Source organism: Neorhizobium galegae (assembly GCF_021391675.1).
Lineage (GTDB): Bacteria > Pseudomonadota > Alphaproteobacteria > Rhizobiales > Rhizobiaceae > Neorhizobium > Neorhizobium galegae_B.
Genome location: NZ_CP090095.1, coordinates 1,072,938 through 1,086,311, shown reverse-complemented (window position 1 = coordinate 1,086,311; position 13,374 = coordinate 1,072,938). Strand labels below are relative to the sequence as shown.

Genomic DNA, 13,374 nt, shown 5'->3' with positions numbered 1-13,374 from the left:
CGCCTCAGCCTTGCGTCTTGCGTCATTGATCCGCTTTTTTCCGGCAATCATCGCCCTCCTCGCCGCCGCCATGGTCCTGACGGCTGCGCCGGGTGTGCGCGCCGCGGAGCCGGTCAAGATTTCGCGAGACGACACGGCGCTCGACCTCACGAGAACCACCGATATCTACGTCAACCAGGGCGAGGCCTTCCAGGTCTCGACCGCCGCTGCCGCGGACGGCATCCGCCGCCGCATCGAGGTGCGCGCAAGCTCGCCCGGCCACCAGGGCGACTGGGCGGTCTTTGCGCTTTCCAACGTCTCCGAAGAACAGCTCGAACGGGTGATCGTCGCACCGCATTTCCGGCTCGCCAATTCGAAAATGTTCTGGCCGGACCTCGGCTCGCAACGCATCATCTCGATCACGCCCTCGGAAGGTTTTGCACTCGACCGGATATCGAGCCCGGATGCCGACGTATTCCGCATCACGCTGAACCCCGGTTCGACGATCACCTTCGTCGCGGAACTGGCGACGCCGTCGCTGCCGCAGATCTATCTCTGGCAGCCGGACGCCTACAAGGACACGGTCAACTCGTTCACGCTCTATCGCGGCATCGTGCTTGGAATTGCAGGCCTTCTGGCGGTGTTCCTGACCATTCTCTTCGTCGTCAAGGGCACCTCGATGCTGCCGGCGGCGGCAGCGCTTGCCTGGGCGGTGCTCGCCTATATCTGCGTCGACTTCGGTTTCCTCGACAAGCTGATCACCGTCACATCGGGCGACCAGCGCATCTGGCGCGCGGCGGCGGAAGTGGCGCTCGCTTCGTCGCTGGTGATCTTCTTGTTCACCTATCTCAACCTCAACCGCTGGCACGTGCATCTCGGTTACGCGACGCTTGCCTGGGTGGTCGGCCTGGTGCTGCTCGGCGGCGTGGCGATCTACGATCCGTCGGTCGCGTCGGGCATCGCCCGCCTTTCGTTCGCACTGACCGGCACCGTCGGCATCCTGTTGATCATCTATCTCGGCTTCAACCGCTACGATCGGGCGATCCTGCTGGTGCCGACCTGGGCGCTGATCCTGGTCTGGCTGTTCGCGGGCTGGCTGACGGTGACCGGCAAGCTCGACAACGACATCATCCAGCCGGCGCTTGGCGGCGGTCTGGTTCTGATCGTGCTTCTGATCGGCTTCACGGTCATGCAGCACGCCTTTGCCGGCGGCGCCTACCAGCAAGGCCTGTTCTCCGACCTCGAACGGCAATCGCTGGCGCTGACCGGCAGCGGCGACACCGTCTGGGACTGGGACGTGGCCCGCGACCGCGTCGTCACCACGCCCGACATCTCGACCCGCCTCGGGCTCGATATCGGCGCCATGCACGGGCCGGTGCGCAACTGGGTGCCACGCCTCCACCCCGACGACCGCGACCGTTTTCGCGCCACGCTGGACGTTCTGCTCGAACATCGCCGCGGCCGCCTGAACCACGAATTCCGCATCCGCGCCGAGGACGGGCATTTCCACTGGCTGCAGATCCGCGCCCGGCCGGTGCTCGGCTCGAACGGCGAAATCATCCGCTGCGTCGGCACGATCATCGATGTGACCGAGCAGAAGAATTCCGTCGAACGGCTGCTCCAGGACGCAATGCACGACAACCTGACCGGCCTGCCGAACCGCCAGGTCTTCCTCGACCGGCTGCAATCGGTGCTGACGCTGGCGCCCGGCGGCGATACCCTGCGGCCGACCGTCATGGCGATCGACATCGACCGCTACAAGCAGGTCAACGACTCGCTCGGCATCGCGGCCGGCGACAATATCCTGATCGCGCTGACCCGCCGCCTGCGCCGGCTTCTGAAGCCGCAGGACACGCTGGCGCGGCTTGCCGGCGACCAGTTCGGACTGATCCTCGTCTCCGAGCGCGACCCGGCCAAGGTGGCGGACTTCGCCGATGCGGTCTCCAAGGCGATCATGGTGCCGATCAACTTCGCCAGCCGCGAGATCATCCTGACTGCCTCGATCGGCCTCTCTTCGTGGGTCGACCAGCAGGAAAGTGCGTCCGGCATGCTGGCCGACGCGGAACTTGCCATGTACCGGGCGAAACGCTCCGGTGGCAACCGCGTCGAGCCCTTCCGCCCCGCCTTCCGGGCCGCCGGCGCCGACAAACTGCAGATCGAGACCGATCTTCGCCGCGCGATCGAACGCAAGGAACTGTTTCTTGCCTATCAGCCGATCATCAGCCTAAAGGACGGCGAGATTGCCGGTTTCGAGGCGCTGATGCGCTGGGATCATCCCAAGCGCGGCAGCATCCCGCCCTCGGAGTTCATCCCGATCGCCGAAATGTCGGACCTGATCGGCCCGCTCGGCCTGTTCGCCATCGACCGGGCCGCCTCGGACCTGATGGTCTGGCAGGGCCAGACCGGCAACCTGCCGGTGTTCGTGTCGGTCAACCTGTCGAGCGCACAGCTTCTCAACGCCGATCTCTACAACGATGTGCGCGCGCTATTGCAGAAGACCCAGGTCAATCCGGGCCAGCTGAAGCTCGAACTCACCGAATCGCTGATGATGGAGAACCCGGAACAAGCGCGGCTGGTGCTCGGCAAACTCAAGCAAACCGGCCTCAGCCTGGCGCTCGACGACTTCGGCACCGGCTATTCGTCGCTCGCCTACCTTACGCAGTTCCCGTTCGACACGATCAAGCTCGACAAGGCGCTGGTCCGCAACGCAACGGAAAAACGGGCAGTCCTGCTGCGTTCCGTGATCGCCATGGCCCGTGCGCTGGAAATGACCGTGGTGGCGGAGGGCGTCGAGACCGACGAGGATGCGGCGGAGCTTGCAAAGATGGGCTGCCATTTTGGCCAGAGCTATCTGTTCGGCCCGCCTGCCCCGGCAGACGCCGTGCTCCGTCTTCTGAAAGAGCGCTTCCCGTTGACCAAGCGGGCGTAGACTTCCTCAAGCGGCCTTGCCCGCTCTCGGACGCTCGCGAGCGAAGGGGCTGAGGCCCAGCCATTGCTGCATCGAGCTCGCCATTTCCGGATCGCCGTCCAGCTCCAGCCTTCCCTGCGCCATTTCGGCCCGCACCGTCGCAATGCCCATCCAGATGGCGGTCATCGTCCGGAGCGCACTGGTCACGTAGAGGTCGATCTCGAAGCCGGGATCGGTCGAGCAGACATCGACATCGCGGCCGTCGACGACCAGCCAGTAGCGCTGCTGGGCCGCCGGCCGATCGGGAAAGAGAAAGAGGACCGTGCAACGCCGCGGAGGCATCGGGGTCGGATCGAGGTGGCGGCGCATGTCCCACATCAGCAGCGACGGATCGAGTTTCTGAAGCGAATGCTGGGTCTCGACCCAATGCTGGCCCCAGAAGCCGAGGGTCATCACCACCTCGCGCAAATCTTCGCCGGCCGGCGTCAGGTGATATTCCATCACCCCATCGGCGGCCTTGCGGTTTTCGACGATGCCGGCCTGGACCAGCTCCTTCAGCCGTTTCGAAAGCAGGGTCGGCGACATGCGTGGCACGCCGCGCCGGAGGTCGTTGAAACGGCAGCTGCCGCACAGAAGTTCGCGGAGCACGAGCGGCGTCCAGCGGGTGCAGAATATCTCAGCCGCCATCGCCACCGGGCAGAACTGGCCGTAGCTCGCGGTCACTTCCAACATCGCCACCTCCTCGGTATGCCCCGAGGCAGAGTAATCCCGTTCCGGAAACCGACCAAGTCCGCTTTATGGGCTACGGGTTGCATGCCGTAGCCCCCCGGCCCGAGCATAACGACACCGCGCGATGCATAACCACCGAGGTGATCGCCATTGCCAATTTCGTCGCCATGAGCCTTGGGGAACCGCCCTTGTGGGTGGTCTACTCTCCACTACTCCCGCTGTTCCTGCTATTGTTCAGCGGTCTTTATCTGTTCGCGCTGCCATACGCCACGTCCTGGCGCCGCGGGCAACGGACCGGCGGACAGGAGTGAACAGAATGGCTGAAAAGACGTCCGGGAAATCCGGGGCTGCCAAGCCGACACCCGCCAGCCGCGTCGCTGCGGAGCCGGCTCTCCTTTCGGGCGGCAACCCGCAGATCGCCAAGGGTTATGGCGACGCACCCGTGCAGGCCTATATCGCGGCCATGCCGGGCTGGAAAAGCGATGTCGGGCGCCGGCTCGACGCACTCGTCACCAGCACCGTCCCCAACGTCTACAAGGCGGTCAAATGGAACTCGCCGCTCTACGGCATCGAGGGCGATGGCTGGTTCCTCAGCGTCCATTGCTTCACGAACTACATCAAGCTGGCCTTCTTCCGCGGCACCTCGCTCAATCCAGTCCCTCCCGGCACGTCCAAAACGCCGCAGACGCGCTACTTCCATATCCATGAGGGAGAGGAACTCGACGAAACACAGCTCGCAGATTGGGTGAAACAGGCCAGCCAATTGCCCGGCGAACGGATGTAGCGACGGGCGAACGGCGACAGCATGAAGAAAGCGACGGCAACCATGAAAAGCATTTCGGCGGACGAAGACCCCTCTCCGGCGCAGTTGATCGATGCGAGGATCCGCGAACTGGGCGACTGGCGGGGCGAGACGCTCGCCCGGGTGCGGTTCCTGATCAAGCAGGCAGCGCCCGACGTGGTCGAGGAATGGAAGTGGCGAGGGGTCCCGGTCTGGGAGCGCGACGGGATCATCTGCACCGGCGAGACCTATAAGGCAGCCGTGAAACTGACCTTTGCCAAAGGGGCTTCGCTGGAAGATCCTTCCGGCCTCTTCAACTCCAGCCTCGACGGAAATACCAGGCGTGCCATCGATCTTCACGAGGGCGACAAGATCGATGAGGAGGCGCTGAAGGCACTTGTTCGCGGCGCCGTGGCGCTGAATGCCGCCCGCCCCGCCCGCTCCCGAAAGAAGCCGAAGAGCGCCTGAAAAAGCGCCTCGAAACGGCGCGGATCGATCCGCTTTCCGATGCATGATCAAGGGCCCCGAGTGACTGGCACGGCCCCGATCATCCTCGGCGCCGCGGTGTCGGCGATCCACGTCCGGCAGGGGCTAGTCCATTTCCTGTACTTGCGGCCGCTCGCCGAGCGGCCAACACTCCGCCCATTCTCGACAAATGGGAGGAGAAAAACATGACCGCAGCAACCGAATTCAAACCCGCCCACACAGTCCGTTCGAATGCGATCGGCATTGCCAGATTGCTCGGGCCGGCCTTTGCCGCACGCGCCGCCGAGGCCGATGACGGCGATGCCTTCGTCGCCGACAATTATCGCGACCTGCGCCATTCCGGCCTGATCGAGGCTGGCGTTCCCGCCGATCTCGGCGGCGGCGGCGCTGAGGTTCGCGAACTCTGCGACATGATCCGGGAGCTCGCGCATCATTGCGGATCGACGGCGCTCGCCTTTTCGATGCACACGCATCAGGTGGCGATCCCCGCCTGGCGCTGGACACATCAGAAGGCGGCACCGGTGATGCCGCTTCTCAAACGCGTGGCGGCAGAGCGGATCATCCTGCTTTCGAGCGGCGGATCGGACTGGATCGAAGGATCGGGCAAGGCCGAGAAGGTCGATGGCGGTTACCGGATCACCGGACGCAAGATCTTCACCTCCGGTTCGCCGATCGGCGACATCCTGATGACCGGCGCGGTGCTCGACGAACCGGATGGACCGAAGGTCCTGCATTTCGGCCTGCCGATGAAGTCGCCGCATATCAAAGTTCTCGACACCTGGAAGGTGATGGGAATGCGCGGCACGGGCTCGAACGACGTGATGATCGAGGGCCATGTGGTGCCGGAAGAGGCGGTCGCGCTGAAGCGCAACCAGGGCGAATGGCACATGCTGTTCCACATCATCTCGATGATCGCCTTCCCGCTGATCTATTCCGCCTATCTCGGCGTTGCCGAAAGCGCCCGCGATATTGCGCTCGAGATGGCGAAGCGGAAGGAGCCGGACGCCCATGTGATCGAGCTTGCCGGACGGATGGAGACCGAACTCAGGGCCGCGCAATATGCCCTTGCCGCCATGATTGCCGTGGCCGAACGCGGCGAACCTTCGCCGGCCACGACCAACGAGATCATGATCGGCCGCTCGCTGGTCGCCCGTCACGCGATCGCCGCGACGGAACTCGCCATGGAGACAGCGGGCGGCGCAGCTTTCTACCGGGACAAGGGCCTCGAACGCCGGTTCCGCGACATTCAGGGCGCCCGTTATCACCCCATGAGAACAGGACCGCAGCAGGAATTTTCCGGCCGCATCGCCCTGGGTCTCGATACGCTCAGGACCTTTTGAGAGACAAAAGCTTGAGGTGGCGATGTCCAAAAACCAGCATAGGCTGTATTCCCGCTCAGGAATACAGCCCCATTGGAGCAACTTCAACGCAGAGTAGCGCCCATTAAAATATGAAAATGCATGTTTTGGAGTTGACGAAATCGTGATCTTGCCCCCTAATTCCCAGGGGTCTCTGAATGCGCCCCATAAACTACTTCCCGCCTTTCGATCCACCGAAAGGCGGGTTTTCTTTTTGGGGCGGGGAGTTTATCCCCTCTGCGCCTGGATAAGCCGGTGAATATATTCCAGCTTGACCATGACGGCCTGCGAGAGGACGAAGGGATAGAGATCCGGCTGGCCCATCGAGCGGTGGATGCTGTTGAGCGCCATGCTGAACGGCACCCAGGCCGAGATGAGCTGTTCCGCATCACGCGCCGCATAAGGGTTGAAAGCCACTTCAGCCGCCATTTCCGCATGGCCGCGCGGTTCGATCACCATGCCATAGGCGCGGGCGGTCTCCAGCGTGTCGACGATATGCAGATAGTGGGCGAAGCACTCGGCGAAATCTTCCCAAGGATGGGTGCTGGCATAGGTGCTGATGTAGAAATCCTGCCAGCCGGGCGGCGGGCCCTGCACGTAATTTCTCTGCAGCGCCGCGCCGTAATCGATCGTCTCGTCGCCGAAGATGGCGCGGAATTCGTCCAGCCTGCCGCCGTCGCGCACCAGCTTGTCCCAGATATAGTGGCCTGTTTCATGGCGAAAATGCCCGAGCATGGTGCGGTAGGGCTCATTCATCGAGACACGCACCTGCTCGCGGGTCGCGTCGTCGGCCTCGGCGGCGCGGATTGCGATCAGGCCGTCCTCGTGGCCGGTCATGGCCGGCACGATGGTGCCGTCCGGCTGAATTTCGTCGATCAGGAAATCGAAAACGAGGCCGCCCTGCGGATCCTCGTCGCGATTGGTGTGCGGCAGGTTCCAGCGCATCAGCGAGTAGAAGAGATGCCGCTGCGCCTGGCTGATCCGCCGCCACTGGCTGAGGCCGACCTCGGTCGAGGCGTCCGGAACCAGTCGGTTATGCCGGCAGGCAGGGCAGAAGGGATGCGGGTCGTCTGCGCTGACCGTCCAGTTGCAGATGTCCATCGCGGCATTGGCGCAGTGGCGTACCTTATAGTCCGGCCGGGCGACGAGATGCCATGTTCCCTCCCCTTCATCCTGCGCGAGCGCATGCATGGCCAAATGCTCCGGGACGAATGCCAGCCGATGGCCGCAGTTGACGCAGGCGCGATTGTCGAAATGGATGGTCTGGCCGCAATGATCGCAGTCGTAGAGGCGCATGGAACGTCCGTCAGTTTCAAAGGGGCGGATACAGAAAACCTGCTCCGGCCGGAGCCGGAACAGGTTCGCATTCTAAGCTTGTAGAGTAATCGTTACATGCGGTCGACAACACCCTTCACCGCATCCTTGACCTTGCCCTTGGCCTGCTGCGCATGGCCCTTGGCTTCCTGGCCCGCACCCTTTGCCTTGAGCTTCGGATTGTCGGTCATGTCGCCGGCTGCCTGCTTGACCTTGCCGGCCATTTCGTTGGCCTTGCCGGCCATCTTGTCACTGGTGCTGCCCATCGTGCTTCTCCTCGGTAAGGACGCCCATCGTCCTGCTGGGAAAAGAACTCCGGGCTGGAGGCTTCGTTCCGGAAATCTTTTAAAATTGAACGATCAGGCGTGGCCCGCTTCGCTGGAGAGCATTTCCGGGCTGACGCCGAGGAGTGCGAGGGCGCGTTCGTATTTGCCTTCCAGTGCGCGGTCGAAGATCAGCGCGTCGCTGGCAGGGCAGTTCAGCCAGCCGTTGTTGGCGATCTCGAGCTCCAGCTGGCCGGCACCCCAGCCGGCGTAACCGAGCAGCATCGTGGCACGTGCCGGTCCCCGCCCGGCGCAGATGGCGCGGATGATATCGAGCGTGGCGGTCAGCGAGATGTCGTCACTGACCGGAATGGAGGACTCGCTGACGAAATCGTCCGAATGCAGCACGAAACCGCGGCCGGTCTCGACCGGACCGCCGGAAAGGATCGGCAGATCACGGGTCTGCACCGGCAGCATGATCGCATCGGCCTGATCCATGATCTTCAGGTGGAGGAGAACGTCCGTGAACGAAATCTGCTGCGCGCGGTTGATGATGAAACCCATCGCGCCAGCCGACGAATGGGCACAGATATAAACGACGGCACGGGTGAAATTGCTGTCCTGCATGCCCGGCATGGCAATCAGGAACTGTCCGTCCAGGAAGCCCCGTTCACTCTTGTCCCCGAGGGTCGAGAAAGACATGATGCCTCCAGCCTGCCTTCCGGCCCGGCCAAACGGGCAGGAGAGCGTCAATTGCAATTCCATCAAGATGGGGCAGTCGCCCCGATCAATCAACCGAAAATGATCAGTTTGCGCGGGCTCGTGACTGGTTCGGGCAAGGCCAATCAGTTAAACGCTTGGTCGATGAAGAGAATTTCGCCGAGAAGCACTCCGTCCCGCGCGCCCGCAGCGCTCGCCGCCTGCATCACCGCAGGCGCGGTCCTGGGCATTGCCTCGATGAGCTGCGCCGAAACCACGCCGTGGGCGAGCAACGAGGGCGGCCGGATGCGGGTGGTGGCGATGCCGCCCGAGCCCGACGGCACGGTGCGCGGCGCGCTGCAGATCGAACCGAAGGCCGGCTGGATCACCTATTGGAAGGAGCCGGGCGATGCCGGCATTCCGCCGCAGATGGTGTTTTCGAAGGCAAGCGGCGTGACGCTGAACAGCATGAGCTATCCCGTGCCGAAGCGGATCGACAACGGCAAGCTGCGCGATATCGGCTACGACCATGCGGTCACCCTGCCCTTCGAGCTCAAGATGGAGGATCCCGGCAAGCCCCTGAACCTCGGCGCTTCCGCCTTCGTCGGCCTATGCCGCAATATCTGCATTCCGTTCCAGGCGGAGTTCTCGCTGCAGCTCGGAGCCACCAAGGGCACACCCGTCGAAGAGGCGATGATCCTCAACGCGGCGGCCTCGACACTCCCGGAACCGCCCTCGGACGATTTCGCGGTCACCTACTACGCGATGACGCAGGGGCGCGACAAGCTGGCCCTGAAGCTGAAACTGCCGCCCGAGGCCTCGGCACCGCCTCAGGTGATCGTCACCGGTCCGCAGGGCCACGTGCTTTTCGACGGCGTCAACGGCCGGCGTGACGGCGACGCTTACGCGCTCGACATGCCGGTCGGCAAATTACCGAAGAATTACGACATCAAGGGCAAGCGCTGGGGCATTCTGGTGATCGCCGGCAACCGCGCCATGGAAACCTCGCTCGCCTTCGAGTGACGTCACGTCCTGTTGATCGGACCTGCCTCCGGCGGCCCGTTGCATTGCGGCCTTTCCCTTGTCTTGCGCCAAGTGCGCTCTATAGTGCGCCGCGAATGGCGGGCCTGAAACAGGCGCTCGCCCAACCGAGGAGAGCCCCATGACGATTGCCATCGGCGACAAACTTCCCACAGCCAAGTTCAAGGAAAAGACCGCGGACGGCCCGGTGGAGATCACCACCGAACAGCTTTTCGATGGAAAGAAGGTGGTTGTCTTCGCCGTGCCCGGCGCCTTTACGCCCACCTGCACGCTGAACCACCTGCCGGGCTATCTCGAGAACCGCGACGCGATCCTCTCCAAGGGAGTCGACGACATTGCCGTCCTCGCCGTCAACGACTGGCATGTGATGGGCGCCTGGGCCACCCAGACCGGCGGCCTCGGCAAGATCCACTTCCTGGCCGACTGGGACGGCGCCTTCACCAAGGCGCTCGGCCTCGACGCCGACCTTTCCGCCGGCGGCCTCGGCGTGCGCTCGAAGCGTTATTCGATGCTGGTCGAAAACGGCGTCGTGAAGTCGCTCAATGTCGAGGAAAGCCCCGGCCAGGCCACAGTCTCCGGCGCCGCCGCGATGCTGGAACAGCTCTGAGGCCGAGTTTGCATTTCCGTTTGAAAAGGGCGCCATCCGGTGCCCTTTTTGTTTTACGCCCACATCGCGTTTTGATCGCGCCTTCTTTCCGCCATAATCGTTATAACATAACTGTAATGTTATTACATAAATGGCGGACCGAATGGCACATCCACTCCACTCCCCTGGCTTGATCGGCCGTTCGGCTCTTGGCCGCCTCGTCTATGTCGCGCTGCTCCTTGGCCTTCTCTGGCTGGCGATCGGCTGGGCGGCAATGCTTCCGTGAGCGCCCTCCTCACGCTCGATAATCTCACGGTCACCTACGACCGCCATCCCGCCGTCCACCACGTATCGGGTTTCTTCCGGGCCGGCAGCCTGACCGCGATTGCCGGGCCGAACGGTGCCGGCAAATCGACGCTGATGAAGGCGATCATGGGCGAATTGCGGCCGGCGGAAGGGCGGCTGCAGCATCAGCTCATCCGCAGCGATTTCGGATATCTGCCGCAAGCGGCAGATATCAACCGGCGTTTCCCGATCTCCGTCCTCGATACGGTGCTGCTCGGCGCCTGGCGGCATACGGGAGCCTTCAGGGCGAACAGAGCGACGGAATACGCCAAAGCGGCCAGTATGCTCGCCGCCGTCGGCCTCGGCGGCTTCGAACGGCGGCCGATCGGCTCGCTTTCGGCCGGGCAGTTCCAGCGGGTGCTGTTTGCGCGCCTTCTGCTTCAGGATGCCAAGGTCATCCTGCTCGACGAACCTTTTACGGCGATCGATGCTCGCACCACCCAGGACCTGCTCGACATCGTCGCGCGCTGGCACGGCGAGGGCCGCACCGTGATCGCCGTGCTGCACGACCTCGAGCAGGTGCGGGCGCATTTTCCCGAGACCCTGCTTCTGGCCCGCGAATGCATCGCCTGGGGGCTGACGGCGGAGGTGATGTCGGCCGGCAACCTGCTCAAGGCACGGATGATGGCGGAGCGATGGGACGACGGCGCAGGGATTTGCGAGAACCCAAGCGGAAGGGCCTCGAGCAACGGGGTTGTCGCATGAGCACATACGATCTGCTGATCGCGCCGTTTGCCGATTACGGCTTCATGCGCCGGGCGTTGGTCGCCTGCCTCTGCCTGGCGCTCGGCTCCGGACCGATCGGTGTCTTCCTGATGCTGCGGCGCATGAGCCTGATGGGCGACGCGATGAGCCATGCGGTGCTGCCGGGTGCGGCGATCGGCTATCTCGTCGCCGGCTCGCTGTCGCTGACTGCGATGGGGATCGGCGGGCTCGTAGCGGGTCTTTCAGTGGCGCTGCTTTCCGGGGTGGTCAGCCGCGCCACGGTGCTGCAGGAAGACGCGAGCTTTGCGAGCTTCTACCTGACTTCTCTGGCCTTGGGCGTGCTGATCGTCTCGCTGCGCGGCTCCAACATCGATCTGCTGCACGTGCTGTTCGGCACCATTCTGGCGATCGACGGCCCCGCACTCGCCCTCATCGGCTCGATCACATCGGTGACGCTCATCGCCCTTGCCCTGGTCTACCGGCCGCTGGTGGCGGAATGTTTCGATCCGGGCTTCCTGCGCACCGTCGGCGGCCGCGGGCCGGTCTATCACGCGCTGTTCCTGCTGCTCGTGGTGCTGAACATGGTCGCGAGCTTCCAGGCGCTCGGCACGCTGATGGCGGTCGGGCTGATGATGCTGCCGGCCGCAGTGGCGCAGCTCTGGGGCCGCAGCCTGACGGCGATGATAGCGCTTGCCGCCGCCACGGCGGCCGTCTCCGGCTATGTCGGGCTGGTCGCCTCCTATCACCTCGAACTCGCCTCCGGCCCGACGATCATCATGACGGCGGCGGTGATCTACGGCCTTTCCATTCTCTTCTCGCCGTCCGGCTTTGCCCGGTGGCTGTTTCCCAGCCCACATCTGAAGGGCTGATACCACCGGTCAATCTCAAGGAGACCTCGATGATATCCCGCAGACTGCTTCTCTCTGCCGCCATTCCCGCCCTCATGGCCTTTTCCGCCGTGCCGGCCTTCGCGGACACGCTCAAGGTCGTCGCCTCCTTCACGGTGCTCGGCGACGTCGTCTCCCAGGTGGGCGGCAAACATGTGAAGGTGACGAACCTCGTCGGCCCGAACGGCGATCCCCATGAATTCGAGCCGTCGCCGACGGACGCCCGGAACCTCAAGGCGGCGCAGGTCGCCTTTGTCAGCGGCGAAGGCCTGGAAGGCTGGATGGACCGACTGATCACCGCCTCGGGCTACAAGGGCAAGCCGGTCGTGGTGTCGGAAGGCGTCAATACCCGCACCATGGACGAAGACGGCAAGACGGTGACCGATCCGCATGTCTGGAACAGCCCGGTCAACGTGAAGGTCTGGGTCGCCAATATCGAGAAGGCGCTCTCGGAGGCAGATCCGGCCGATGCCGGCGCCTTCAAGGCGAATGCCGAGGCCTATATCCAGAAGCTCGACGCCATGAATGCCTACGCGCATTCCAAGTTCGACGCGGTACCGGCCGACCGCCGCAAGGTGCTGACCAGCCACGATGCCTTCGGTTATTTCGGCCGCGAATACAATGTCAGCTTCCTGGCGCCGCTCGGTCTTTCGACCGAAACGGAAGCTTCCGCCGCCGACGTCGCCAAGCTGATCGAGCAGATCAAGGCCGAGGGCGTAAAAACCTACTTCCTGGAGAATTCCAACGATCCGCGGCTCGTGAAGCAGATCGCCAAGGCGACGGCTGCCCAGCCGGGTGGCGAGCTTTATGTCGAATCGCTCTCGGATGCCAAGGGGCCGGCGCCGACCTATGAAAAGATGTTCCGCTACAATGTCGACCAGATCGCCGCGGCGATGGCGAAGTCGAGCTGATCCCGCAAGAGGAGGCTGAGGGCAAACGCCCGCGGCCTTTCTTCAGACCGCCATATCGAAAACCAGAAGCCCCGACAGACCGCCGTCCGCGGAACCGATGATCCGGTCGCCGACAGCTATGTGGTCCGGATGGACGAGATAGGCGTCGCGCGCCTCGGGGTTCTCGAAGGTCACGATGAAACCGTCGAGAAAGCCGCCGTTCAGGCCTTCCGGCGAGACGTTCTGGCCGAATTTCACGTCGAGGATGCCGGGCGTGACATCCTTCAGCGCGTCGATCGCATCGTAGATCGACTGCTTGTCGGCCTGCTGGATGGCCGCCTTGAACCGGACGAATACGCAATGCAGGATCATGAGCGGACCTCCACGGGTTGTTGGCGGCAGA

At 63.6% G+C, this 13,374-nt stretch carries 16 protein-coding genes; 11 read left to right on the top strand and 5 right to left on the bottom strand.

Features of this window, described 5'->3' with window-relative positions; genetic code table 11:
• The first annotated feature begins 70 nt into the window (after positions 1 to 70).
• Positions 71 to 2,908 (top strand): EAL domain-containing protein, encoded by a 2,838-nt coding sequence (locus LZK81_RS05250; RefSeq protein WP_233956475.1) that lies wholly within the window; start codon positions 71 to 73, stop codon positions 2,906 to 2,908.
• A gap of 6 nt (positions 2,909 to 2,914) precedes the next feature.
• Here the strand turns inward: LZK81_RS05250 and LZK81_RS05245 are convergent, their stop codons facing one another.
• Positions 2,915 to 3,619, bottom strand: coding sequence for a winged helix-turn-helix transcriptional regulator (locus LZK81_RS05245; RefSeq protein WP_046607104.1), 705 nt, complete (start codon positions 3,617 to 3,619; stop codon positions 2,915 to 2,917).
• Between the two features lie 65 nt (positions 3,620 to 3,684).
• Here LZK81_RS05245 and LZK81_RS05240 point away from each other — a divergent pair, with 65 nt between their 5' ends.
• The 4 genes from LZK81_RS05240 (at position 3,685) to LZK81_RS05225 (ending at position 6,223) form a co-directional block, all read left to right on the top strand.
• Positions 3,685 to 3,927 (top strand): hypothetical protein, encoded by a 243-nt coding sequence (locus LZK81_RS05240; RefSeq protein WP_418936470.1) that lies wholly within the window; start codon positions 3,685 to 3,687, stop codon positions 3,925 to 3,927.
• 5 nt (positions 3,928 to 3,932) lie between these two features.
• Positions 3,933 to 4,400: a DUF1801 domain-containing protein gene (locus LZK81_RS05235; protein ID WP_233955407.1), complete on the top strand. Its 468-nt coding sequence runs from the start codon at positions 3,933 to 3,935 to the stop codon at positions 4,398 to 4,400.
• 21 nt (positions 4,401 to 4,421) lie between these two features.
• Positions 4,422 to 4,865: a DUF1801 domain-containing protein gene (locus LZK81_RS05230; RefSeq protein ID WP_233955406.1), complete on the top strand. Its 444-nt coding sequence runs from the start codon at positions 4,422 to 4,424 to the stop codon at positions 4,863 to 4,865.
• Positions 4,866 to 5,068: 203 nt separating this feature from the next.
• On the top strand, positions 5,069 to 6,223 hold the full coding sequence (locus LZK81_RS05225; protein WP_233955405.1) for an acyl-CoA dehydrogenase family protein: 1,155 nt from the start codon (positions 5,069 to 5,071) through the stop codon (positions 6,221 to 6,223).
• Between the two features lie 246 nt (positions 6,224 to 6,469).
• Here LZK81_RS05225 and LZK81_RS05220 read toward each other — a convergent pair whose 3' ends face one another.
• The 3 genes from LZK81_RS05220 to LZK81_RS05210 form a co-directional block, all read right to left on the bottom strand.
• A complete protein-coding gene (locus tag LZK81_RS05220) occupies positions 6,470 to 7,537 on the bottom strand; it encodes a zinc-binding metallopeptidase family protein (protein WP_233955404.1) in 1,068 nt (355 codons plus the stop codon).
• Between the two features lie 92 nt (positions 7,538 to 7,629).
• Positions 7,630 to 7,821, bottom strand: a complete 192-nt coding sequence (locus LZK81_RS05215; RefSeq protein WP_046607099.1) for a CsbD family protein — start codon at positions 7,819 to 7,821, stop codon at positions 7,630 to 7,632.
• A 93-nt stretch (positions 7,822 to 7,914) separates the two neighbouring features.
• The gene (locus LZK81_RS05210; RefSeq protein ID WP_046627305.1) at positions 7,915 to 8,520 is read right to left on the bottom strand and encodes a YqgE/AlgH family protein; all 606 of its coding nucleotides are present in this window, start codon (positions 8,518 to 8,520) and stop codon (positions 7,915 to 7,917) included.
• A 162-nt stretch (positions 8,521 to 8,682) separates the two neighbouring features.
• Here LZK81_RS05210 and LZK81_RS05205 point away from each other — a divergent pair, with 162 nt between their 5' ends.
• The 6 genes from LZK81_RS05205 to LZK81_RS05185 all read left to right on the top strand — a co-directional run bounded on the left by LZK81_RS05205 (position 8,683) and on the right by LZK81_RS05185 (position 12,992).
• On the top strand, positions 8,683 to 9,540 hold the full coding sequence (locus LZK81_RS05205; RefSeq protein WP_233955403.1) for a protein-disulfide reductase DsbD domain-containing protein: 858 nt from the start codon (positions 8,683 to 8,685) through the stop codon (positions 9,538 to 9,540).
• Positions 9,541 to 9,679: 139 nt separating this feature from the next.
• Complete coding sequence (locus LZK81_RS05200) at positions 9,680 to 10,165, top strand: peroxiredoxin (protein ID WP_046607097.1); 486 nt, start codon at positions 9,680 to 9,682, stop codon at positions 10,163 to 10,165.
• 142 nt (positions 10,166 to 10,307) lie between these two features.
• On the top strand, positions 10,308 to 10,430 hold the full coding sequence (locus LZK81_RS29240; protein ID WP_267967568.1) for a hypothetical protein: 123 nt from the start codon (positions 10,308 to 10,310) through the stop codon (positions 10,428 to 10,430).
• Positions 10,427 to 11,194, top strand: coding sequence for a metal ABC transporter ATP-binding protein (locus LZK81_RS05195; RefSeq protein WP_233955402.1), 768 nt, complete (start codon positions 10,427 to 10,429; stop codon positions 11,192 to 11,194). The genes LZK81_RS29240 and LZK81_RS05195 overlap by 4 nt, the downstream gene beginning before the upstream one ends.
• Positions 11,191 to 12,063 carry a metal ABC transporter permease gene (locus LZK81_RS05190; protein WP_233955401.1) on the top strand — a complete coding sequence of 291 codons (873 nt, stop codon included), beginning with the start codon at positions 11,191 to 11,193 and terminating at the stop codon, positions 12,061 to 12,063. The genes LZK81_RS05195 and LZK81_RS05190 overlap by 4 nt, the downstream gene beginning before the upstream one ends.
• Before the next feature lie 29 nt (positions 12,064 to 12,092).
• A complete protein-coding gene (locus LZK81_RS05185) occupies positions 12,093 to 12,992 on the top strand; it encodes a metal ABC transporter substrate-binding protein (RefSeq protein ID WP_233955399.1) in 900 nt (299 codons plus the stop codon).
• A 42-nt stretch (positions 12,993 to 13,034) separates the two neighbouring features.
• Here the strand turns inward: LZK81_RS05185 and LZK81_RS05180 are convergent, their stop codons facing one another.
• Positions 13,035 to 13,343 (bottom strand): Dabb family protein, encoded by a 309-nt coding sequence (locus LZK81_RS05180; protein WP_046607093.1) that lies wholly within the window; start codon positions 13,341 to 13,343, stop codon positions 13,035 to 13,037.
• Positions 13,344 to 13,374 lie beyond the last annotated feature (31 nt).